Below are 22,149 nucleotides of genomic sequence, written 5' to 3' on the forward strand. Positions count from 1 at the left end.
GGCCTAGAACGCGCCGACGTCCTGCCAGCCGCGACTGTCGGCCGAGGCCAGCGCCGCCGCCAGCACCCGGTTGACCTTGTGCCCGTCCCGGAAGGTGGGCCAGATGTTCCGGCCGGAATGAATGGCGGTCAGAAAATCCTTGGCCTCGATGATGATCTGATCCTGATATCCGGTGCCGTGGCCGGGACCCTGGCAAAAGGGCTCATAGTCGGGATGCGCCGGACCGGTCAGGATCTTGGTGAAGCCGCGCTGGGCCTCAGGGCCTTCGCGGCGATAGAGCCACAGGGCATTCTGATCCTCCTGGTCAAAACGGATCGCGCCCTTGGTACCCGAGATCTCATAGGCATAACCCATCTTGCGCCCGGTCGCGATGCGGCTGAAATAGAGGTTCCCCATGACGCCGTTTTCAAACCGGCACATCATCTGGGCGTGGTCGTCATTGGTCACCGCGCCGCCCGGACGGGAGCGATGCACGGTTTCCACATCGGCCATGACCTGCGCGATCGGTCCCACCAAAGCCAGCGCGCCATTGACCATGTGCGGCGCCAGATCGCCGATAGTGCCGTTGGCCATGCCGGTCGTGCGCCAGGTCGCCGGGGCCTCGGGGTCGGCATAGAAATCCTCGGTATGTTCACCGCGGAACCATGTGATGTCGCCAATCGCGCCGTCGGCGATCAGCTGGCGGGCAAACTGGCTGGCCGGGGTGCGGATATAGTTGAACCCAACCATGTTGACGGTGCCCGAGGCCTCGGCCGCCGCCACCATGGCACGGCTGTCCTCGAGCGACGCGCCCAGCGGTTTTTCGCACAGCACCGGCTTGCCCAGTGCCAGCGCCGCCTCGGCGATCTGCCGGTGCGTGGACTGGGGCGAGGCGATCACGACGGCCTCGACCACCGGATCTTTGACCAAGGCCTGCCAGTCGGCGGTGGCGCGTCGGAAGCCGTAGGCGGTGCGGTAGCGTTCGGCGCTTTCGGGGCTTGAGGCGCAGATCATCTCGAGCCGCGGTCTGAGCGCGGTGTCGAACACGGCGCCCACGGCGGACATGGCCACCGAATGAGCCTTGCCCATATAGCCGCCTCCGACGATTCCAATTCCGATTTCTGGCATTTTGGGCGGCTCCGAACATACTGATTGCAACCGGTTGCAAAATCAGTATCGTGAGAATCGATCCAATGCAAGGTCCATCGGATCGATGGGATCAAAATGCCTGGGAGGAACAGTTTGAGTCACTTGATCGACGGCATCAAAGGAAACCGGTTTGCCGTTTTCGGCCGCGCCGGCATGGACCTGTTCGCCGATCCGGTCGGTGTCAAAAGCGAACATGCCGACATGTTCCGCGCCGATCTGGGCGGCTCGTCCGCAAATATCTGCGCAGGTCTGGTCAAGCTAGGCAGCCAGGCGTCGCTGATCACTTCCGTCTCGGATGACGCGGTGGGGCGGTTTTGCCTCAACAAGTTGCATCACTATGGTGTCGACACCTCTTTCATTCGCGTCGTCGGCGGTGAATACCGCATGTCCTTGGCGGTCTATGAAAGCTGTATCGAGGACTTTCAGAACGTCATCTACCGCAACGGCGCCGTCGATTTCCAGGTCACCGAAGATGACATGGACCAAGTCGACTATGGACGCTTCAGCGCGGCGATCTCAGCCGGAACCGTGTTTGCCGCCGAACCGTCGCGCAGCGCCACGTTCCGCGCCTTCGACAATGCGCGCAAGGCCGGTCTGCCGGTGATCTTCGACATCGACTACCGGCCCTACAGCTGGCCCTCGGCGCAGGTCGCGGCCGACGTGCTGTCGCGCGCGGGCGAGGCCAGCGACATGATCGTCGGCAATGACGAAGAATTCGGCTTCATGGCCGGCGGGATCGAGAAAGGCTTCCATAAAGCCTGCGATCTGGCCGAGAAACCCGGCCGCATCGTCATCTACAAGATGGGCGAAAAGGGCGCCGTCACCCTGACCGATGGGCAAGAGATCCACACGGGCATCTACCCGGTCACCGCCGTCAAACCCAACGGCGCGGGCGACAGCTTCATGGCCGGGCTGCTGGCCTCGATCGCGGCGGGCCATTCGCTGGAACAGGCGGTGTTGCGCGGATCGGCCTGCGCCTCGATCGTCGTGTCCAAACCGGGCTGCGCGCCCGCCATGCCAACCACCGAAGACCTGGACGCTTTCCTTGCGTCCCACCCCGGCCCCACCCCGGCCGGATAGGAGAGTCCAATGCACATCCCCCCGTTCGACAATCAGAACAAACCCATCGTCGATGTCGATGACCCGACCGTGCCGCTGAACTATTTCAACATCGTCAAGTTGAAGCGGGGCGAAGCCTTTGAATACCAGGTCCCGGGGTACGAGACCTGCATCGTGCCCGCCACCGGCAGCGTTGACGTGGATGTCGAGGGCGTGCGCTTTGCCCATCTGGGCAACCGGGGCGAGGATGTCTGGGATGGCGAGCCCGAGGGCGCCTATGTCCCGTCGGGGGCCAGGGCGCAGATGGTCTGCGTCTCGGACACGGCCGAGGTGTTCGTGGCCGGCGCAAAGTATGACAAGGTGCTGGATCCGTTCGACGTGCGCGAGCACGATCTGGTGCAATATGGCAGCGACGACACCAAGACCCATCGCAAGATCAAGCATATCCTGGGCCAGAAACAGCATGACAAGGTCGGCCGCCTGCTGGTGAGCGAGCTGTTCACCGTGGGTCAGGGCGGCTGGTCAGGCTTTCCCAGCCACAAGCACGACACCAACCGCCTGCCGGACGAAACCCGGCATGACGAGACCTACAATTTCCGCTTCAAGCCCAACTGGGGCTCGGGCCTACAGATGTTGCAGCGCGAGGACAACGAGTCGGGCGATGCCTATCACATCGTCGATGGCTCGACGATCTGTATCGACAAGGGCTATCACCCCTGCTGCGTGCTGCCGGGATACGAGATGTATTACTTCACCATCCTCGGCGGGCTGACCCAGCGGTCGCTGGTACAGTATTTCCAACCCACCCATGCCTATCAGATCGAGACGATCCCGGGCATCAAAGACATGATCGCCAAGTTCAAATGACCCTCGTTACGCTCAAAGACGTCCTGCAACCCGCCTATGAACAGGGCTATGCCGTCGGCGGTCTGGTGACGCTGGGCTGGGAGGATATGCGCGCCTATGTCGGCGCGGCCGAAGCCGAGAACGCCCCGGTGATCCTGCAGGCCGGACCCAGCTGCCGCGAGCACACACCGCTGCCGATCCTGGGCAAGATGTTCCGGTATCTGGCCGAAAACGCCTCGGTGCCCGTCGTGGCGCACCTGGACCACGGCTATACCTTCGAGGAGTGCAAGATCGCGCTGGACAGCGGGTTCACCTCGCTGATGTTCGACGGGTCGCGCAAGCCCTTGCAGCAAAATATCGACGAGACCGCCGCGATTGCCGAAATGGCCCATGCCTCCGGGATTTCGTGCGAAGGCGAGATCGGCTTCGTCGGCTATTCCGGGGGCGAAGGCTCGGCCGGGACCGATCCGGACGAGGCAGCCGCCTTCGCCGCCCAGACCAGCGTGGACGCGATGGCGATCTCGGTCGGAAACGTCCACCTGCAGCAGAACAAGGAAGGTGGACTGGACGAGGACCGCATCCGCCGGATTCAGGCCGTGACCAACGTGCCGCTGGTGATCCATGGCGGTTCGGGCGTGCCCGTGGAACAGCGCGCGCGGCTGGCGCGTGAAACCGCGATCTGCAAGTTCAACATCGGGACCGAGCTGCGCATGGCCTTCGGCGCCGCCCTGCGCGAGGCCGTAAATCGTGACCCCGACCGGTTCGATCGGGTGACGATCCTGAAGGAAACCCATGATCCGGTCATGGCTGCGGCCCGCGCGGTGATCCGCGCCTTTGGTGCGCCGCCGCAGCGCTAAGCGTCCCGACCTGGGCCGTTCTGCAGTATGCGCAGGCGGGTCCTAGTCGTCACGCCCCGGTTCGTTTGGATTGCTGGAAAACAGGGCGATCTTGTTGCCCTGTGGGTCCCGCAAATAGCCGACATAGAAATGCGGCCCGTACATGGCGCGAAAGCCCGGCTGACCTTCGTCCGACCCGCCGGCCCGCAGCGCGGCGGCGTGAAGGTCTCGTACCTGCTGCTGACTGCGCGCCTCGAAGGCGACCATCGCCCCATTCCCGGCCGAGGCCGCGGCCCCGTCAAAAGGCGGTTTGACATAAAATTCCGGCAGAACCGGTTGCTGGCCCGGCGGGACCGGCGGGGCGAAACTCAGCCCTTCGGGACCCTCCTCCAGCGCATAGCCGAGATCCGGCAGAAAGGCGCAGTAAAACCGTTTTGCACGCGCGATGTCGTCCGCGCCGACCGTGACATAGGAAATCATCCCGCATCTTTCCTTGCCGGGTGTCGATCCGTCAACCGGCACCAGTGCATCGGCGCACGTCGATTCCGGGTAGGGAAGACCCCAAGGTCGTCAGATCGAGCCGCCCTCGACCATGAAGTTCCCGGCACTGCACATGGCCGCGTCGTCCGAGGCCAGAAACAGCACCATCCGCGCCACATAGACCGGGTCGATCGGGTCGGGCAGGCATTGGCGGTCGATCTGTTTGGCCAGCGCCTCGGGGGTGACCCACAGGTCTTTCTGGCGCTGGGTCATGATCCAGCCGGGCACGACCGTGTTGACCCGGATCCGGTGATCGCCCAGCTCGCGCGCCATGGTGCGCGTCAGGCCGTGCACAGCGGATTTCGCGGTGGCATAGGCGGGAAAGCCCGCGCCGGCCTCCCACCACGAGTTCGAGCCGATATTGATGATCGACCCGGCGCCCTTGTCGATCATGCCGGGCGCCACGGACTGGATGGCAAAAAACATGTGGCGGATGTTGGTCGCCATGCGCTCATCCCAGTAGTCTGGCGTTACCTCGCGCCAGTCGTGCCGGTCGTCATGCGCGGCGTTGTTGACCAGAACGTCCGCCGCGCCCAGCGCACCCGCCAATTTGTCAAAAGCGGATCGCAGCGCCGCGATGTCGCGCAGGTCGCAGGCGGCAAAGGCGTGGGTTCCGTCCAGTTCGGCCAGCAGCGTGTTGCCGCCCTCGGCGTTGATGTCGACAAAGCCGACCTTGGCCCCCTGCTCGGCAAAGCCGCGCACGATCTCGCGCCCGATGCCCGAGGCCCCGCCGGTCACGAACACGGTGCGCCCTTTCAGGCCGGGATAGATGGCAAAGGCCTTGGTCATTTGTCGCGCTCCATGATCCATTCCACTTCGGGCGCCGGAACGAAACGCCATTTGCGCAGCGGCCCGGCCATGACGTTCAGGTAATACATCTCGAACCCGTAGGGCGCCCCGCAAGGGTGGTGCCCGCGCGGCACCAGTACCACATCGCCATCGGACACGGCCATGGTTTCGTCCAACTGGCCATCATCGGTATAGACCCTCTGGATGCCAAAGCCGCTGGCCGGGTTCAGGCGGTGGTAATAGGTCTCTTCCAGATAGGTGATTCGGGGATAGTCATCCTCGTCATGCCGGTGGCTGGGGTAGGATGACCAATGACCGCTGGGGGTGAAGACTTCGGTCACCAGAAGGCTGTCGGCGTAGTCCTCGGCCTCCATAGCGATGTTGTTGATATAGCGCGTGTTCGTTCCCTTGCCGCGCTCGGTCAGGGTGATGCCCTCGGGCCCGATCCGGCGCGGGGCATGGCCGCCCTTGCCCGGGGCCGAGCACACGGCGATCACGCAATCGGTTTCGGCCGTAGCCTCCCAGTCGGTGCCGTTGGGCAGGTACAGGCAATGGGGCGGGGACTTTTCGAACACGTTCATCCGGTCGCCCAACACGCCCCAATCCTGCCCGGCGCCGGTGATCCGGGCCTTGCCCTCGACCATCACCAGAATGACCTCGCGGTCGCCGGTGACCTCGACGGCGCGGTCGCCGGCCCGCAGGTGAAAAAGACCAAAGCCCACATAGCGCCAGCCGGCGCTAGCGGGCGTGATGTCATGCACCTTTCCATGGGTTCCGAACGGTTTTCTCAGCAGTTCTGCCATCGGTTTCACCTGTGTTGGGGCAGCACCGGCCGCCCGGGTTCCGTCATGCCGCCTGCCGCGACCGCAGCGCGTTCAGCGCCTGTTCCAGCTGCGCCTGCGTCCAACTTTCCGACACCGCCCGGCGCAGGATGTCGGCCTGGCTCGGCGGAGCGTTTCCGCCCACCGGCGGATCGGTATCCAGATTGGTCGGAAAGGGATAGCCTTCGGCCGTGGCCGCGATTACGGCGCCGATGCGGGTATCATCCAGATCGCCGCGCTGTTTCAACGCCATCAGTGCGGGGAATACGGCCAGACACATCGCCTTGCGGTCCACAGCCTCCATCGCCCGTCCGAAGGCCGACGAAACCTGCAGAAGGTTGGCCATCCGGTGGATGTCGGCGCTGCTGTTTTCGCCGGCGGCATGGAACAGCGCCGGGTTGAAGAACACCGCATCGCCCTTGGCCAGCGGCAACTGGATGCAGGCCCGTTCGAAATGCGCCCGATGCGCGTCGTCGTGGAACGCGACATAGCCGGGGCCATACAGCTGCGAAAAGGGCAACAGCTTGGTCGGGCCGCTCTCAACGGGCATGTCGCAATGGGCAACCGCGCCCTGCAGGGTCAGCGCGGCGGTGACCATATGGGCATGCGCCGGGAACTGCGCCGCCTTGTCGGCGGTCTGGAACCCCAGGTGATAGTCGCGATGCGCCTGCTGCGCCTTGCCGCCCGGCCGCACCTGGTTGATCTGCGCGGTCATTTGATAATCGGGGCCCAGCCAGGCCTCGCAGGCGGCGGCAATCGCCGTATTGCCGAAATAGTGCGCAAAGCCCTCGGGGTCGCGCAGGCATTGCTTTTGAAGCGCGTTCCACACCCGGTCATTCGCGCCCGAGGCCGCAAAGTGATCACCTTCGCCGCCCCCGGCCTGACGCTCATCTTCGATGATCCGGCGAAACACCTCGGTCGCCCGGTCGATGACCGCGGTATCGGAATAGGCGCCTTTCAACGCGATCACCCCGGCCGACTGACCCAGAACCCAGCCCCATTCGGCCAGCAGGGCGCACCGGGCTTCGGGCGTTTCCAAGGCGGGCCGCAGCGCATGCATGTCATAGATCGGCACGTTCTTTTCCACCGCGGCCGCGTGGGGCACCTGCTCGGGCCGCAGACTCTGCGAGGTCAGCGCCTTGAATTCGTCCAGGTCACAGGACTCACGACCGAAATAGCCGACGAAACCGGGTTGCTGACGGATCATGAAACGCTCCTTTCCCATGGCGGCGCCCCGGGGGCGCGAAAGATCAGGCCGTGATCGTCAATCCGGCCTGACCGCAGACCTCGACGATGTGGTCATAGCCCATCTTCGAGTATTCATAGGGCGGGGCTTTGGCCGGGTCCTGCTCGGCCTCGACCACGATCCAGCCCTCGTAATCCAGGGCTTTCAACGCATGGGCGACCTCCTGAAAGTCGATGCAGCCATCGCCGGGCACCGTGAAGGCCCCTGCGATCACCGCATCCAGGAAACTGCGCCGGTTGCCGCGCGTGTCGCGCACGATGCCGGGGCGGATGTCCTTGAAATGCACGTGGTGAACCCGATCACCCCAACGGTTCAACGTGGCCAGCACATCACCGCCGCCGAACAGCAGATGCCCGGTGTCAAAGCACAGCCTCACCTCGGGGCCGGATCCGTCCATCAGCCAGTTCACGTCATCTTCGCTTTCGATGATCGTGCCCATGTGATGGTGATAGGCCATCGGCATGCCCTGATCGGCCATCCACTTGGCCAGTTCGGTGATCTTGGCACCATAGGCTTTGATCTCGTCTTTCGACAGTTGCGGGCGGTCATTGACCGGGGTGCCGATCTGTCCCTGAACCGTGTTCGAGCATTCGGCATAGACGATGCAGGGGCTGCTCAGCGCCACGAACTGTTCGACCTGCGCGCGCACGGCGTCGCGTTCGGCGGCGAAATCGTTGACCAGCGAATTGCCCGAACACCAGCCACCGCACAGGGCAATGTCGTTGCCTTCCAGATAGGCGCGCAGGCCTGCAGTATCGGCGGGCATACGCTGCCCGCGCTCGACCCCGGTATAGCCGATCTGACGCGCCTCTTTCAGGGCTTGTTCCATCGTGAACGCCGCCGTCAGGTCGGGCAGGTCGTCATTTTGCCACGCAATCGGAGAGATGCCGATCTTCACGCTCATTTGGTGTTTCTTTCCTTGATAGCAGCCTCGTAGGCTGCGCGTTTTTCATTCACTTCAGGACGAGTGCTGACCTCGGGCACCGCCACCTCCCACCACGTGCCGCCATATTCGGTCGAGGGGTACGGGTCGGTGTCGATGACGATCACATAGGGGCCTTTTACGTCGCCGCGTTTGGCCAGCGCCTCTTCCAGCTCGGCGATCGAGCCGACCTTGACCGAGGTCGCCCCCATCGCCGCCGCGTGGGCCGCAAAGTCGATGGCCGAGGCCGTCTCGTGCACCGCATGGTCCAGCAGGTTGTTGAACTCGGCCCCGCCGGTGCCCATCTGCAGCCGGTTGATGCAGCCAAAGCCCCGGTTGTCGGTGATCACCACGGTGAAGGACACGCCCATCATCGCTGCCGTCGCCAGTTCCGAGTTGGCCATCATGTAGGTGCCGTCCCCGGTGAAACAGATCACGTCCCGGTCGGGCTGGGCCATCTTGATGCCCATGGCGCCGGCGATCTCGTAGCCCATGCAGCTGAAGCCGTATTCCATGTGATAGGCCCCCGGACGCGGCGCCTTCCACAGCTTGTGCAGCTCGCCCGGCATGGTACCGGCGGCGCACATCACCACCGTGTCGTCATGCGCCGCGCGCTGCACCGCGCCTACCACCTGCATGTCGGTGGGCAGCGCGTTGGCGTCGCCCGGCGCATCCGTCAGCGCATCGACCTTGGCAAACCACTCAGCCTTGAGCGTGTCGGCCACCGGATCGGCGCGATAGCCCTGCAGGGCTGTGCCCAATTCCTCGATCCCGACCCGCGCATCGGCCAGCAGCGGCATCGCGCCGTGTTTCGCGGCGTCATAGGCGGCGGTGTTCAGGCAGACCATCTTGCGCTCGGGGTTGGAAAATAACCCCCAGGACCCGGTTGTGAAGTCCTGAAACCGCGTGCCGATGCCCAGGATCAGATCCGCCTCGGCGCACACGGCGTTGGCGGGTTCGCCCCCGGTCACGCCGACGGGGCCCAGGTTCAGCGGGTGATCCCAGGCCAGGGCCGATTTGCCGGCCTGCGTTTCGGCCACGGGGATGTTGTGGGTCTCGGCAAAGGCCTGCAGCGCGTCGGTCGCGCCGGAGTAATGGACACCGCCGCCGGCCACGATGATCGGGCGTTTGGCTGACCGGATGGCCTCGGCCGCGCGGGCCAGCTCGGCTGCGTCAGGGCGGATGCGGCGCTGGTGCCAGATGCGCGGCTCGAAGAAGCTGAGCGGATAGTCATAGGCCTCGGCCTGCACGTCCTGGCAAACGCCCAGGGTCACCGGCCCGCAATCGGCCGGGTCGGTCATGGTGCGGAAGGCGCGCGGCAGGGCGGTCAGCAGGTGTTCGGGCCGGGTGATCCGGTCGAAATAGCGGCTGACCGGGCGGAAACAGTCATTGGCGCTGACGGTGCCGTCGGTGAAATCCTCGGTCTGTTGCAGCACCGGGTCGGGGCCACGGCTGGCGAACACATCGCCGGGCAACAGCAGAACCGGCAGGCGGTTCACATGGGCCAGCGCCGCGGCCGTGACCATGTTGGTCGCCCCCGGCCCGATCGACGAGGTGACCGCCATGGCCCGGCTGCGCCGCATCTGCTTTGCATAGGCGATCGCGCAATGGGCCATGGTCTGTTCATTGTGACCGCGATAGGTGGGCAGGCTGTCGCGCACACCGTACAGCGCCTCGCCCAGACCGGCCACGTTGCCATGGCCGAAAATCGCCCAGACACCGGCGATGAAGGGTTCGCCGTCTTCGTTCATCTGCGCGCCAAGGTAACGCACCAGGGCCTGCGCCGCGGTCAGTCGGATTGTCTTGCTCATCATGATCCCTTTCAGAACGAGGCCGCTGTGGGCAATCCGTTGCAATCATTCTGTCGTGAAAGGATCCGACACGCCCACCACCCGGACCGGGTGGCCCGGCCTGCCGGACCCTGGTGATTTTGGTGCCCCGCATGATGCGGGACACCGGGGAGAAACCTTCAGACGGTACCGCCCAGCGACCCTTCCAGCTCGGCCATCTCCTGCCCGCCGGCCATCATGTCCTGCAGCTCTTCGGGCGAGATCTCGCCGCGCCGGGCGGTGCCCAGCGTCTTGCCGCGGTTCAGAACCGTGAACCGGTCGCCCACGGCCAGTGCGTGCCGGACGTTGTGGCTGATGAAGACCACGCCGATGCCCTGGTGGCGCACCTTGTCGATGGTGGCCAGCACGTTCGATGTCTGCCGCACGCCCAGCGCCGAGGTCGGTTCGTCCAGGATCAGGATCTTGGCGCCGAAATAGACCGCGCGGGCAATCGCCACGGTCTGACGCTCACCCCCCGACAAGGTGCCCACCGCCTGATCGGGGCCGCGCAGGTTGATGCCCATCTTGCGCATTTCTTCCATGCAGACTTCGTTGGCGTGCTCGATGTCGAACCGTTTCAGCAGGCCTTTCCCCTTGGTCGGCTCGCGCCCCATGAAGAAATTGCGGGTGACGCTCATCAGCGGGATCATCGCCAGGTCCTGGAACACGGTGGCGATGCCCGCCTCCATCGCGTCGCGGGGCGTGTCGAAGGACATCGGCTGACCTTCGAAATAGATCTCGCCCTTGGTGGGTTTGTGCACCCCCGACATCGTCTTGATGAAGGTCGATTTGCCCGCCCCGTTGTCACCCAGCAGGCAGTGGCATTCACCCGGCTTGACGTCGAAACTGACGCCCGCCAACGCGATGATGTTGCCGAAATGCTTTTCGATCTCTTTCATTTCGACGACTGGGGCCACGTCTTTGACCGCATCGCCGTGATGGAACTTGGTATCTTCGGTCATGTCAGCGCTCCCCGGTTACGCGTTTGCGGATCGCGTTGTTGAACAGAACGGCGATCAGCAGCATCGCCCCCAGGAACACCTGGAACCAGTCCTGATCGAAATCGGTATAGGTCAGGCCGATGACCACCATGCCAAAGATGATCGCCCCGAAGAATGCCCCGATGGCGGAGCCATACCCGCCGGTCAGCAAACAGCCGCCGATCACTGCGGCGATGATCGCCTCGAACTCCTTCTGGAAGCCGCGCCGCGCGTCGGTCGAGCCTGCGTCTATCACGGTGATGATCGCCACCAGCGCGGCACAGCAGGCGGTCAGCATGAACAGGGATATCTTGACCCGGTTCACCGGTACGCCCGAGTTCGACGCCGCAACCCGGTCGCCGCCCGAGGCGAAGATCCAGTTGCCGGCCGGGGTGCGCAGCAGAACATAGGTGGCGGCGATTGCGAAGGCCACGAACCAAAGAATTTCAACCGGGACACCCGGCACTTTGGGCGCGCCGCTTTTGAACGTGTCGATCAAGCCCTTTTCGGCCAGCCAGCTGAACAGGCTGCCGAAGGCTTCGCCAGAAAAGAACGGCGCGAGCCAGTCATTTTCGACCTGATCGCGCACGCCGCGCAGCTGGGTCGACCCGCCGGTGGCCGCCTTGAGCCCCACCAGGGACAGGCCGCGCAGGATGAACAGAAACGCCAGCGTCACGATGAAGGACGGCAGACCCGAGCGGATGACGATGGTGCCGTTGATTGCCCCGACAAAGGCCGCAAAGACAAAGGTCATCGGAATCGCGGCCACCAAGGGCAGCTGCCAGGTCACCACGCAGACCCCGAAGAACAGGCCGGCAAAGGCCACCATGGAGCCGATCGACAGGTCAAACTCGCCCCCGATCATCAGCAGCGCCGCGCCGATGGCCAGAATACCCAGTTGGGCGGCCGGGGTCATGAAGTTCATGATGCCGGCAAGCGTGAACATCGATTCATCGGCCGTGATGGCGAAGAAGATGAAGACAAGGATCGCCCCTGCGATGGCCCCCAGTTCGGGCCGCTTCATCAGCTTGGTCAGGAACGGTTCCTTCTTGATCCGTTCGTCCACCGCCACTTGTGCAGACTCGGTCATGGTTTCCTCCCGTTTGGCAGGGGCGGCGCCCTGACGCCGCCCCGATTTTCAGCCCGCCGGTATCAGCGGATGCCCTGAGCGGACAGCTCGACCACCTGACCGGCCTTGTCGGCGGTGATCAGGTTCGGACCCGAGGGCACGTTGCCGCCCGGCATCAGGCCGTACTTGGCGTTCAGCGCCATGAACACGACCGGCAGATAACCTTGCAGATACTGCTGCTGGTCCACCGCAAAGGCCGCGTCACCATCGACGATCGACTGCAGGAAGTTGGCCGACAGGTCGAACGAGGCCACGTTCACATCGCGCCCCGACCCTTTGACGGCGGCCACGGTGGGCTCACCGGCCGAGCTTGCACCGAGCGCCATTACGGTATCGACGCTTTCATCCGAAGCCAGAGCCGCCGACACTTTCGACTCGATCTCGGACGGGTCGTTGGACGTCGGCAGAACGGTCACATTGCCGCCAAAGCCTTCAGCAAAGCCCGCACAGCGCAGGTCCAGCGCGACATTGCCGACCTCGTGGTTCACACAGATCGCATTCTTGCCGCCCATTTCGGCCAGCTTCTCACCGGCGGCCTTGCCGGCGTCGAATTCATCCTGACCGACATGCAGCGCCGCGCCCAGCTCCTTGGACACGTCCGAGCCCGAGTTCATCGAGATCACCGGGATACCCGCGGCAACCGCGCGTTCGATCGAGGGGCCAAGCGCGTCGGCGTCAGGGATCGAGACGATCAGCCCGTCGGGCTCCTGGTTCACGGCGGCGTCGATCAGCTGCGACATGGCAACCATGTCGAAGGTTTCGGGCGCGCGGTATTCGACGTTCACGCCCATATCCGTGCCGGCCTGCTCGACCCCGTTCTTGACCACATTCCAGAACGCGTCATTGGCCTGGCCGTGCGATACCACGACGATGTCCTGCGCAAAGGCCGGAGTGGCCAGCGCCAGCGCGCCGGCGGCCAAAGCACCTTTGAAAAATTTGTTCATTACGTTTCCTCCCACTAGGACAGATTTTTGTCTTGTCCGGGTCCTGGACCCATTCATCCGGCAAGGCCGAATCTCTGTCGCACCGATACGCATCGGGGCCGTTTCAGTTTCAATACTTCACGTCATTTTGCAACCGGTTTCAAAATTTCCTCCAGCTTTACCGGAATACCCGTCCGGGCCGACCGGGTCGCAGCTTCGGCCAGCGCCAGCGCTGCGACGCCGTCTTCCAGCGTCACCGGCACAGCGGATCCGGTCTTGACCGCAGTCACGAACGCATCCCATTCCGCCCGATAGGCAGGCATGTAGCGTTCGAGGAAGAAGTAGGTCGGCTTGGCACTGATCACGCCATCGGCCGTGGATTTCACCAGGTTGTTCTCGAGCACGTTGCGCGCCTGCAGCAACCCGCCGGACCCCAACACCTCGACCCGTTGATCATAGCCGTATACGGCCCGGCGAGAATTCTTGATGACGGCGATCCGACCATCCTTGTAGGTCATGGTGACGACGGCTGTGTCCACATCCCCCGCCTCGGCGATGGCCGGGTCCACGGTCGATGTGCCGACGGCCGAAACAGTGACTGGTACGTCACCCATGATGAAATTGGCGAGGTCGAAATCATGTATCGTCATGTCCCGAAATAATCCTCCCGAGACTTTCACATAGGAAATCGGGGGCGGGGCCGGATCAAACGAGGTGATCGACAGCAATTCCGGGCTTCCGATCTCGCCAGACTGAACAGCGGTTCTCAACGCGGCGAAGCCCGGATCGAAACGCCGGTTGAACCCGATCATGACCGGTTGACCGGTACCTGCCACGGCTTGCTGGCAGGCCAGGGCGCGGTTCAGGTCCAGATCGACCGGCTTTTCGCACAGAACGGCCTTGCGCGCGGCCGTCGCCGCCTCGATTAGGTCCGAATGCGTATCCGTCGGCGTGGCGATCAGCACCGCGTCGATATCCGGGTCGGCGATGATGTCCTCCGACGTGCGCGCCACAGCACCATGAGCTTGCGCCAGACGTGCAGCGGCGTCTGCCATTGCGTCCGAAACCGCAACAAGCGTGCTGTCCGGGTGGTCCGAAATGGCTTGCGCGTGGACGGTTCCGATGCGCCCTGCTCCAAGCAATCCGATTCTGAGCATTGTGACCTCTGGGTATATTTCTGGCGGGAGCATGTTCTTTTTTGCAACCGGTTGCAAGGATTATTTGCGGCCTGTGCGCGCCCGTGTTCTGGCCCAACACTGCAACGCGGTCAGGACGGCACTCAGCCGTTCGTGGGCGGGGCCAATCCTTTGAATTTGCTGCCTGGGCGTCCTTGGATGGCTTGGTATTGGCCCATTCGGTTCGGCTTTTGTGATTTCTCCGTCGTCTGTTAAACCTTTGAGCCGGGGCAGAAATTGACACCGATACCAAACCGCCCCGACCAAGGAGACGATGATTTGATGAATTTGTCCCTGCCGATTCCGCTGCTGGTCATGGCCATTTTCCCTGCTGCGTTGCTGGACCGATGTTCGGGCCAGAACACCGGCACCGCGCTGGGAGTTCTGGCGCGGGACCGGGTGGCGCTGACGGCGACGGCCAATGAGATCATCGTGGAACTGCCTGTTGCAGAAGGGTCTCCGGTCAAGGTCGGCGACGTGCTGGTCAGGTTCGACACGGATCTGCAGACCGCGAAGCTGAACCTCGCGCAAGCGGAACTGGAAAAATCGCAGGCCACGCTGCTGAAACTGGAAGTCGGCCCGCGCGTGGAAGAGATTGCGATCGCGCGCGCCAACGTCGCCGGCGCCGAGGCGCGTCTGCTGGACGCAGAGGCCGTGTATCAGAGAAATTCCCAGTTGGTCGTCAACTCGGTCGTCAGCCAGGCGCGCCTGGACCAGGATATTGCCGCACGCGATTCCGCTCGGGCGGCACTGGAAAGCGCTCGGGAGTCCCTGAAAGAACTGGAAAACGGAACCCGCCCCGAAGATCTGTCGGTGGCCCGGGCCAATGTGCGCGCGGCTGAAGCGGCGGTTGCCGCCGAGCAGACCGTTCTTGATGACCTAACGGTTGTTGCGACACGGGACGGCATCCTGGATTCCCTACCCTGGAACCTGGGGGAACGGGTCGCCCAGGGCAGCCCGGTCGCGGTGCTGGTGTCCGGCGCGGCCCCTTACGCCCGCGTCTATGTCCCCGAACCCAGCCGGGTGGACATCGCGCCCGGAGACTCTCTCGAGGTTCGGATCGATGGGCTGGACCAACCTCTGACGGGCACCGTGCGATGGGTCAGCGACGACCCGTCCTTCACCCCCTACTACGGGTTGAACACGGATGATCGGACGCGGTTGGTCTATCTGGCAGAAATCGACCTGCCGGAAACCGCCCGAGATCTGCCCGCGGGCGTTCCCGTTCAGGTGAAGATGCCATGAGCGATCTGGTGGTCTCGACCCAGGGTCTGACGCGCCGGTTCAAAGAGAAGACAGCCGTCAGCAACCTGAACCTGGAGATACGCCAGGGTCAGATCTATGGGTTTCTGGGCCCGAACGGCTGCGGCAAGACAACGACGATGCGAATGCTGACCGGACTGCTGACGCCCAGCAGCGGATCCGTCTCGGTGCTGGGCCGGCCGATGCCGCAATACGCCGAACCGCTGAAGAATGAAATCGGATACATGACCCAGATCTTTTCGTATTACCGCGACATGACGGTGCTTGAGAACCTGCGCTTTGCCGCCGAGATCTATGGGATGCCGCGCCGCAAATCTGCCGACCGGATCGACGAACTGCTGACAACCTACGACCTGACCGAAAACGCCAATCAACTGAGCGGCAGCATGAGCGGCGGGCAGCGGCAGAAACTGGCGCTGGCGGCCACGGTGCTGCACGGCCCCAAGCTGTTGTTTCTGGACGAGCCGACATCGGCCGTCGACCCCGAAACCCGCCGGTCTTTCTGGGAACAGCTGTTCGACTTGGTCGATCAGGGCGCGACGATGATCGTGTCCACGCATTTCATGGACGAGGCGGAACGGTGTCACAAGCTGGCCATTCTCGAGCATGGGGTGAAAAAGGCGGATGGATCGCCCCGGCAACTGATGGAAGACCTGAACGCCACCGTGATCGAGGTCGAAGGCGAGGGTCTGCGGCAGGTCAAACACCTTCTGGACGACACGCCCAAGGTGCTGTCGACGGCGCAGGTGGGTGCCCGATTGCGCGTTCTGGTGGACAAGTCGGAAACCGAACCGATGGCGATGATCACGTCGCGCCTTTCGGACTTTTCCAACGTGACGATGTCGGTGCAGCGCCCCAATCTGGAAGACGTGTTCGTCAGCGCGACGAAGGGGCCCGCCCAATGAAACCGCTCCGCCGCATCACTGCCGTTCTCAAGAAAGAGCTGCTGCAACTGCGGCGCGACCGGATGACCTTTGCCATGGTCGTCATGATCCCGCTGATCCAGCTGCTGTTGTTCGGATACGCAATCAACACCAACATCCGCCATATACCGGTCGGGATCGTGGATCAGGCCGATTCGTCGCTGTCCCGGACCTTGGCTCAGATCGTTCAAGCCACGCAGGTCGTGACCATCACCGAGGTCTTCTCGACCCCGGAAGAAGCCGAACAGGCGATCACCGAGTCCACCGTGCGTGCCGCGTTCATCATTCCGCCCGACGTCGATGACCGGCTTGCCCGAAGCCCGTCCATCGGATTGGGCCTGCCCAACGCCACCAACCAGACATCCAGCCGCCCCTTGGCTCATTGGATCGTGGACGGGTCGGACACCATGGTGGCCAGCGCCATCAAATCCCTGCGCAGCATGCCACTGACCGAATTGCTGCGACAGCCGCCAAACCGTCAGGTCCCGACCTTCGAGGTCACGCTGTATTTCAATCCCGAGCAACGATCGGCGGTGAACATCGTGCCCGGGCTTGTGGGTGTCATCCTGACCATGACCATGATCCTGTTCACCTCGGCCGCCATTGTCCGAGAGCGCGAGCGGGGGAACATGGAGATGCTGATCAACACCCCGGTCAAATCCATCGAACTGATGATCGGCAAGATCATTCCCTACATCTTCTTGGGCTTGCTGCAGGTCGCGATCATCCTCGGGCTGGGACATTTCCTGTTCGACGTCCCCATAAACGGAGGGATGATCCCGCTGCTGGTGGTAACGCTTCTGTTCATCATCGCCAGCCTGTCGCTTGGCCTAGTGATCTCGACACTGGCCCAGAACCAGCTGCAGTCCATGCAGATGACGATTTTCGTTCTGCTGCCCTCGATCCTGATGTCGGGATTCATGTTCCCGTTCGACGGGATGCCCAAGCCGGTTCAGGTGATCGCCCAAGTGCTGCCGGCCACCCATTTCATGGACATGATCCGCGGCGTGGTTCTGCGGGATGCAACGCTTTACGCTCTGCGCGGTGACATCCTGTGGATGATCGGGTTTGCCGTCCTTGGGATGCTGGCTGCGACGCTCAGGTTCAAGAAACGCCTGGGATAATAGAGGGGCGACCAAGGCCGCCCCAAGTGTCTGGATTGCCAGTCTCCTATCCGTGTCGGACCGTTCAGATGATCTCGTCCTCGTCGAACATGGGATCATCTTCCAGCTGCGCGTTGATGTCTTCCATCGAGTCTTCGGCCTTTTCCACGGACCCGACCCGCCCCAGGTGAAAAACGGCATCGCCCTCATTCACCACAGGCATGACCGCACGCCCGACGATCAAGCCGTCGAACGGAGCGATGATGTCCTCGCTGGCTTCGCCGAACGGGTCCGATACGGCACCCAACAGATCACCTTTGCGAACCAATTCACCGTCCGCTTTATAGATCCGGAGGATTCCGCCCATCGGGGCGCGCAACCACTTGCTGGACGAACAGAACTGCGGTGCCGCTTTGGGCTTGGAGATCCGCTTGGCGGGAACCATCCCCATGTGCCTCAGTACCCGCAGAATGCCCGCAAGGCCCGCGCGGATCGACAGTTCATCCAGGCGAAGACCCTCGCCCGCTTCGTACAACAGGATATCTTTACCCTGCGCCTTCGCCGCGCCACGCAATGATCCGTCGCGCAGGGGCGATTGGATGACGATCGGTGCTCCGAAAACGCTGGCCAGTTCCTTCGTCCGAGGGTTGTGGGGCGAGATCCGGATCTGCGGATAGTTCGTGCGATGTATCGCCGCCGAATGCAGATCGATCCCCAGATCCGAGCGGGCGACGATTTCGGTCATGAACAGATGCGCCAGCCGCGAGGCCAGCGACCCGTTCTCGCTGCCGGGAAACACCCGGTTCAGGTCGCGACGGTCGGGCAGATAGCGGGAATGGTTGATGAAGCCGAACGCATTCACGATCGGCACCGCGATCAGCGTGCCTTTCAATGTCGCCAGGTTGGGCGCACGCAACAGACGGCGAATGATCTCGACGCCGATCACCTCATCACCATGCACCCCACCGCTGACAAAAACGGTGGGCCCGTCCTGTCGGCCATGCACCACATGCGCGGACATGGTCACCGGGGTATGGTCCGACAGAACGCTGACCGGCAGATCCACGGTAAGCCGCGATCCCGGCGCCACCGTGGCGTGGCCGATCGTGAATGGCTGCCGCTTTGCCATGCCGTTACCCTTTGCCCTTGGTCTTGGTGGCTCCGGCTTTTGCGTTCTTTTCCAGGAACTCGATCATCTTTCCGGCAATATCCAGACCCGTGGCTTTTTCCACGCCCTCCAGACCCGGTGAGGAATTGACCTCCATCACCACAGCGCCGTGATTGGCGCGCAGCATGTCGACGCCGCAGGCATTCAGGCCCATCGACTTGGCCGCGCGAACGGCCGTTGCACGCTCTTCCGGTGTCAGTTTGACCACCTTGGCCGAACCCCCGCGATGCAGGTTCGAGCGGAAATCGCCCTCGGCGCCGGTGCGTTTCATCGCAGCGACAACCTTGCCGCCCACCACGATGGCCCGAATGTCGGTTCCGCCGGCTTCCTTGATGAACTCCTGCAGCAGGATATTCACACCCGCACCGCGGAACGCCTCGACAACCGATTTGGCGGACCGGTCCGTATCGGCCAGAACCACACCGATGCCTTGCGTCCCTTCCAGCAGCTTGATGACGATGGGCGCGCCACCGGCCAGTCTCAGCACCTCGTCGGTCTGTTTGGGGTCGTGGGCAAAGGTTGTGACGGGCAGGCCGACACCGTCGCGGGCCAGCAACTGCATCGACCGCAGCTTGTCGCGCGACCGGCCGATGGCGACGCTTTCGTTCAACGGGTAGACACCCATCATTTCGAACTGACGCAGCACTGCGGTTCCGTAGAAAGTGACCGAGGCACCGATCCGCGGAATCACCGCGTCATACCCCGTCAGCTTTTCGCCGTTGTAATAGATCTCGGGGCGACGGGTTGCGATGTTCATGTAGCACCGCAGGGTGTCGATGATGTCGAGCTGATGCCCACGCTCCTCGGCCGCTTCCTTGAGGCGGCGGTGCGTGTACAGGTTGGCATTGCGCGCCAGCATGGCAATCTTCATGACAAATCCCCTTTGTCCTGGTGTTTTGGTTTGCCGCGCAAAAGATGCGCGCGCTTGGTGTGAACGGCGATTGCGTGGTTCTTCAGAGCTGCCCGGCCCACGATCATCTGAAAGGTCATGTTCGTGCGATCGGTCAGAGACAGGTCCAGCGGCCAGGTTTCGTCGCCCAACCGGATGGTGGTTCGGATGACGATCCTGTTTTCAGGAATTCCGCTGGTGTTCTTGATGTTGCGCCGTTCCTTGATCGGAGCCTCGATACGGATCATGCCTTCTCCGCCCGGCACCTCCGTCAGGAAGGACACCCAGTGATGTCCGTCCCGTTGAAACCGCCGAATGTCGGTTGCATGCAGCGCTGACGTGCGGGCGCCGGTGTCGATCTTGGCCTTGATGTCTTTCAATGGCAGGTCGGGAAGGTCGATATATTCCATCCAACCAATGACTTTCGGCATCTGCGGCTGACCCTTGTCCGATACGTTTGCCATGATCACACCAGCCAGGGCATCATAAGGGTTGCAAGGCTCAGCACGAAGAAGAAACCGGCCATGTCCGTAATCGTGGTCAACAGCGGGCCACTTGCGGCGGCCGGGTCCTGTCCGATCCGCTTCAGCAGCAAAGGGACAATACCGCCGATGGATACCGCCAGCATCGTGTTGAGTGCCAGCGCAGTACCAATCACCAGACCCAGGGCAGGATTGCCTTTCCAAAACCACGCGACCAGCCCGATCAGAATACCCAGCGCGATCCCATTGATGACCCCGACCGAAATCTCCTTGATCCAGACCCGCACGGCATCTTGCGGCCGCACCAATCCCAAGCTCAATTCGCGCATGGTGACGCCAACGGCCTGGTTGCCGGAACAGCCGCTCATGTCAGATACCATCGGCAGGAAGATGGCCAGCGCAATCACGGCGGCCAGTGTTTCTTCGTAGGCCGAGATCACGCTGGCAGCGATGATGTTGAGTACGATGTTGGCCGCAAGCCAGGCCAGTCGGCGACGGGACCGCACCGACAAAGGCATCGAGCGCAACTCGTCGCCGACCACACCCTGACGTTTGAGGCTTTCACTTTCCGAGCGTTCCAAGATGGCTTCTGCCACCGCCGTTCGGGACACGACACCCGCCAGGACTCCGTCGGCATAAACCACCGGCACCCCCAGGAAAGGGTGATCGTTGAACACGTCTTCCAGCTGTTCCAAAGGGGTGTCCACGGTCACGGTCAGAGGTTGAACCATGATGCTTGTCAGCTTTTCGCTGCGCTTGGCGGTCAGCAGGCTGCGCAGCGATACCACGCCAACGGCGCGCCCCTCGGAATCGACAATATAGGGGTGCTGCCCGCGGTACCTTTCAAAATCCTCGTCGTCCGAAGCAAGTTCGCGCAGGACATTGCCAACGGTCTGCGTGTCGCGGAACTTGAACACCTCGGTCATCATCAGACCGCCGGCGGTGTCATCCTCGAACGTGCTGAGCAGGCGGACATCCGCAGCCTCTTCGGCGTCCATTTCGGACAGGATAGCCTCGGCATCCGGCGTATCCAACTCGCCGATAACGTCGGCCTGAATGTCCGAATCCAGCTGTTCGATGATCTCGGCAGCACGCTCGGGCTTGAGGCGTTCCACAAGCTCGACAGCCATCTCGTTTGGCGCTTCTTCGACCAGTTCCGCGGCAAGCCCAACGGGCACGATCTCCAGAACGGTATCGCGCTCAGCCGGTGTCAGCTGAAGAACTTCGCGCAGGGCTTCGCTGCTGGTCAGCGGTTCCAGAAGCGCCTCAAGCTCCGACGCATTGGACTGCTCGACCGCTTCCTTGATCCGAAGCGAAAGCTCTTCGTCGGTTGAGGGAATGTCTACGTTTCCGTCCATGACTTAGCCATTCAATTGGGTTGTCTTTCCTTTAAATAGGTGATAAATTTTTGTCTATAGACAAAATTATATGAGATATAGAATGTCTGACTTCACGAATGCCGCAGAAACCCTGGCCGGGCTCTATACCCGGGAATTCGGAGGAAAGGCCTCGGGCCGGTATCGCATTCCGCAGAAGCTGCTGCGTGAACTTTGTGGCCGGAGAAGGCTGTACCAGGAGGACATCACGGCTCTGACACGCGAACTTCTGGAAATGGGCTATGTCATGATTGATATGGACAGCTTCTTTGTCGTCATGAGCGCCAATTCCTTCGTGAACTATCGGCGGGTCGGCAAGGAAATGCTGGCCCACACGGAAGGCACTAGCTGAGTCCCGGTCCTAGCAATCGGTCTATCCGGCGGATCGGCTGCCGATAGCGACAGATCATCAGGGTCTACTTTCACCCATCGGCTTGTGATCGGACTGTCCCGTTCCGAGGGCAGACACCGATTTTTTGGTTACCGTGACGGGTGTGCCAAGAGCCGCGGAGCTGACGAGGGTTTCGAAAAATTCTAAGATTTCTTCGGCGGCGCGCTGCACTTTTCGCGCGTTGACTACGCGCATATCTTACTTCATTCCCGTTGGCCGTTTGGGTTTTCGTGCTGTAGTTTGATTTTTTGAGTTTGGTTGCGGGAGCAGGATTTGAACCTGCGACCTTCAGGTTATGAGCCTGACGAGCTACCGGGCTGCTCCATCCCGC

The 22,149-nt window shown here is 62.6% G+C and carries 22 protein-coding genes; 7 read left to right on the forward strand and 15 right to left on the reverse strand.

Going from position 1 to position 22,149, the window contains the following annotated elements:
* Positions 1 to 3: 3 nt before the first annotated feature.
* Positions 4 to 1,107, reverse strand: coding sequence for a Gfo/Idh/MocA family protein (locus AC2FNZ_RS02585; RefSeq protein WP_496839429.1), 1,104 nt, complete (start codon positions 1,105 to 1,107; stop codon positions 4 to 6).
* A gap of 96 nt (positions 1,108 to 1,203) precedes the next feature.
* Between AC2FNZ_RS02585 and AC2FNZ_RS02590 the strand changes: the two genes are divergently transcribed.
* The 3 genes from AC2FNZ_RS02590 to AC2FNZ_RS02600 are packed head-to-tail and all read left to right on the forward strand — an operon-like array spanning position 1,204 to position 3,890.
* Positions 1,204 to 2,208: a PfkB family carbohydrate kinase gene (locus AC2FNZ_RS02590; RefSeq protein WP_496839430.1), complete on the forward strand. Its 1,005-nt coding sequence runs from the start codon at positions 1,204 to 1,206 to the stop codon at positions 2,206 to 2,208.
* A gap of 9 nt (positions 2,209 to 2,217) precedes the next feature.
* A complete protein-coding gene (locus AC2FNZ_RS02595; protein WP_496839431.1) occupies positions 2,218 to 3,054 on the forward strand; it encodes a 5-deoxy-glucuronate isomerase in 837 nt (278 codons plus the stop codon).
* Positions 3,051 to 3,890 (forward strand): class II fructose-bisphosphate aldolase, encoded by an 840-nt coding sequence (locus AC2FNZ_RS02600; protein WP_496839432.1) that lies wholly within the window; start codon positions 3,051 to 3,053, stop codon positions 3,888 to 3,890. Before AC2FNZ_RS02595 ends, AC2FNZ_RS02600 begins: the two co-directional genes overlap by 4 nt.
* Before the next feature lie 42 nt (positions 3,891 to 3,932).
* Here the strand turns inward: AC2FNZ_RS02600 and AC2FNZ_RS02605 are convergent, their stop codons facing one another.
* The 10 genes from AC2FNZ_RS02605 to iolG all read right to left on the reverse strand — a co-directional run bounded on the left by AC2FNZ_RS02605 (position 3,933) and on the right by iolG (position 14,205).
* Positions 3,933 to 4,349, reverse strand: coding sequence for a VOC family protein (locus AC2FNZ_RS02605; RefSeq protein ID WP_496839433.1), 417 nt, complete (start codon positions 4,347 to 4,349; stop codon positions 3,933 to 3,935).
* Between the two features lie 90 nt (positions 4,350 to 4,439).
* The gene (locus AC2FNZ_RS02610; RefSeq protein ID WP_093963704.1) at positions 4,440 to 5,198 is read right to left on the reverse strand and encodes an SDR family NAD(P)-dependent oxidoreductase; all 759 of its coding nucleotides are present in this window, start codon (positions 5,196 to 5,198) and stop codon (positions 4,440 to 4,442) included.
* On the reverse strand, positions 5,195 to 6,001 hold the full coding sequence (gene iolB, locus AC2FNZ_RS02615; protein ID WP_093963705.1) for a 5-deoxy-glucuronate isomerase: 807 nt from the start codon (positions 5,999 to 6,001) through the stop codon (positions 5,195 to 5,197). Before iolB ends, AC2FNZ_RS02610 begins: the two co-directional genes overlap by 4 nt.
* A 43-nt stretch (positions 6,002 to 6,044) precedes the next feature.
* A complete protein-coding gene (locus AC2FNZ_RS02620; protein ID WP_496839434.1) occupies positions 6,045 to 7,226 on the reverse strand; it encodes a phytanoyl-CoA dioxygenase family protein in 1,182 nt (393 codons plus the stop codon).
* A 43-nt stretch (positions 7,227 to 7,269) separates the two neighbouring features.
* Entirely contained in the window at positions 7,270 to 8,169 is a 900-nt protein-coding gene (gene iolE, locus AC2FNZ_RS02625) for a myo-inosose-2 dehydratase (RefSeq protein WP_496839435.1), read from the reverse strand.
* Positions 8,166 to 9,998: a 3D-(3,5/4)-trihydroxycyclohexane-1,2-dione acylhydrolase (decyclizing) gene (gene iolD, locus AC2FNZ_RS02630; RefSeq protein WP_496839436.1), complete on the reverse strand. Its 1,833-nt coding sequence runs from the start codon at positions 9,996 to 9,998 to the stop codon at positions 8,166 to 8,168. Before iolD ends, iolE begins: the two co-directional genes overlap by 4 nt.
* Before the next feature lie 158 nt (positions 9,999 to 10,156).
* Positions 10,157 to 10,978, reverse strand: a complete 822-nt coding sequence (locus AC2FNZ_RS02635; RefSeq protein WP_093963708.1) for an ATP-binding cassette domain-containing protein — start codon at positions 10,976 to 10,978, stop codon at positions 10,157 to 10,159.
* 1 nt (position 10,979) lies between these two features.
* Entirely contained in the window at positions 10,980 to 12,086 is a 1,107-nt protein-coding gene (locus tag AC2FNZ_RS02640; RefSeq protein WP_170342564.1) for an ABC transporter permease, read from the reverse strand.
* 62 nt (positions 12,087 to 12,148) lie between these two features.
* Positions 12,149 to 13,069, reverse strand: a complete 921-nt coding sequence (locus AC2FNZ_RS02645; protein ID WP_093963710.1) for a sugar ABC transporter substrate-binding protein — start codon at positions 13,067 to 13,069, stop codon at positions 12,149 to 12,151.
* 122 nt (positions 13,070 to 13,191) lie between these two features.
* On the reverse strand, positions 13,192 to 14,205 hold the full coding sequence (gene iolG / locus AC2FNZ_RS02650) for an inositol 2-dehydrogenase (protein WP_496839437.1): 1,014 nt from the start codon (positions 14,203 to 14,205) through the stop codon (positions 13,192 to 13,194).
* 300 nt (positions 14,206 to 14,505) lie between these two features.
* Between iolG and AC2FNZ_RS02655 the strand changes: the two genes are divergently transcribed.
* Genes AC2FNZ_RS02655 through AC2FNZ_RS02665 form a run of 3 tightly spaced genes read left to right on the forward strand, consistent with a single transcriptional unit; the run spans position 14,506 to position 17,533 of the window.
* Entirely contained in the window at positions 14,506 to 15,468 is a 963-nt protein-coding gene (locus AC2FNZ_RS02655) for an HlyD family secretion protein (protein WP_496832253.1), read from the forward strand.
* A complete protein-coding gene (locus AC2FNZ_RS02660; protein WP_496839438.1) occupies positions 15,465 to 16,391 on the forward strand; it encodes an ABC transporter ATP-binding protein in 927 nt (308 codons plus the stop codon). Before AC2FNZ_RS02655 ends, AC2FNZ_RS02660 begins: the two co-directional genes overlap by 4 nt.
* Positions 16,388 to 17,533: an ABC transporter permease gene (locus AC2FNZ_RS02665; RefSeq protein ID WP_496832255.1), complete on the forward strand. Its 1,146-nt coding sequence runs from the start codon at positions 16,388 to 16,390 to the stop codon at positions 17,531 to 17,533. Before AC2FNZ_RS02660 ends, AC2FNZ_RS02665 begins: the two co-directional genes overlap by 4 nt.
* Positions 17,534 to 17,597: 64 nt before the next feature.
* Here the strand turns inward: AC2FNZ_RS02665 and AC2FNZ_RS02670 are convergent, their stop codons facing one another.
* From AC2FNZ_RS02670 to mgtE, 4 genes are read right to left on the reverse strand one after another with little or no spacing between them, the layout of a single operon-like run.
* Positions 17,598 to 18,641, reverse strand: coding sequence for a succinylglutamate desuccinylase/aspartoacylase family protein (locus tag AC2FNZ_RS02670; protein ID WP_093963714.1), 1,044 nt, complete (start codon positions 18,639 to 18,641; stop codon positions 17,598 to 17,600).
* Positions 18,642 to 18,645: 4 nt separating this feature from the next.
* Entirely contained in the window at positions 18,646 to 19,551 is a 906-nt protein-coding gene (gene rimK, locus AC2FNZ_RS02675; RefSeq protein ID WP_093963715.1) for a 30S ribosomal protein S6--L-glutamate ligase, read from the reverse strand.
* A complete protein-coding gene (locus AC2FNZ_RS02680; RefSeq protein WP_170391681.1) occupies positions 19,548 to 20,033 on the reverse strand; it encodes an ATP-dependent zinc protease family protein in 486 nt (161 codons plus the stop codon). Before AC2FNZ_RS02680 ends, rimK begins: the two co-directional genes overlap by 4 nt.
* Before the next feature lie 2 nt (positions 20,034 to 20,035).
* Positions 20,036 to 21,409, reverse strand: a complete 1,374-nt coding sequence (gene mgtE, locus AC2FNZ_RS02685) for a magnesium transporter (protein ID WP_496839440.1) — start codon at positions 21,407 to 21,409, stop codon at positions 20,036 to 20,038.
* Positions 21,410 to 21,491: 82 nt separating this feature from the next.
* Between mgtE and AC2FNZ_RS02690 the strand changes: the two genes are divergently transcribed.
* Positions 21,492 to 21,779, forward strand: coding sequence for a hypothetical protein (locus tag AC2FNZ_RS02690; protein WP_170589195.1), 288 nt, complete (start codon positions 21,492 to 21,494; stop codon positions 21,777 to 21,779).
* Positions 21,780 to 22,149 lie beyond the last annotated feature (370 nt).

Source organism: Ruegeria sp. SAZA006 (assembly GCF_059613465.1).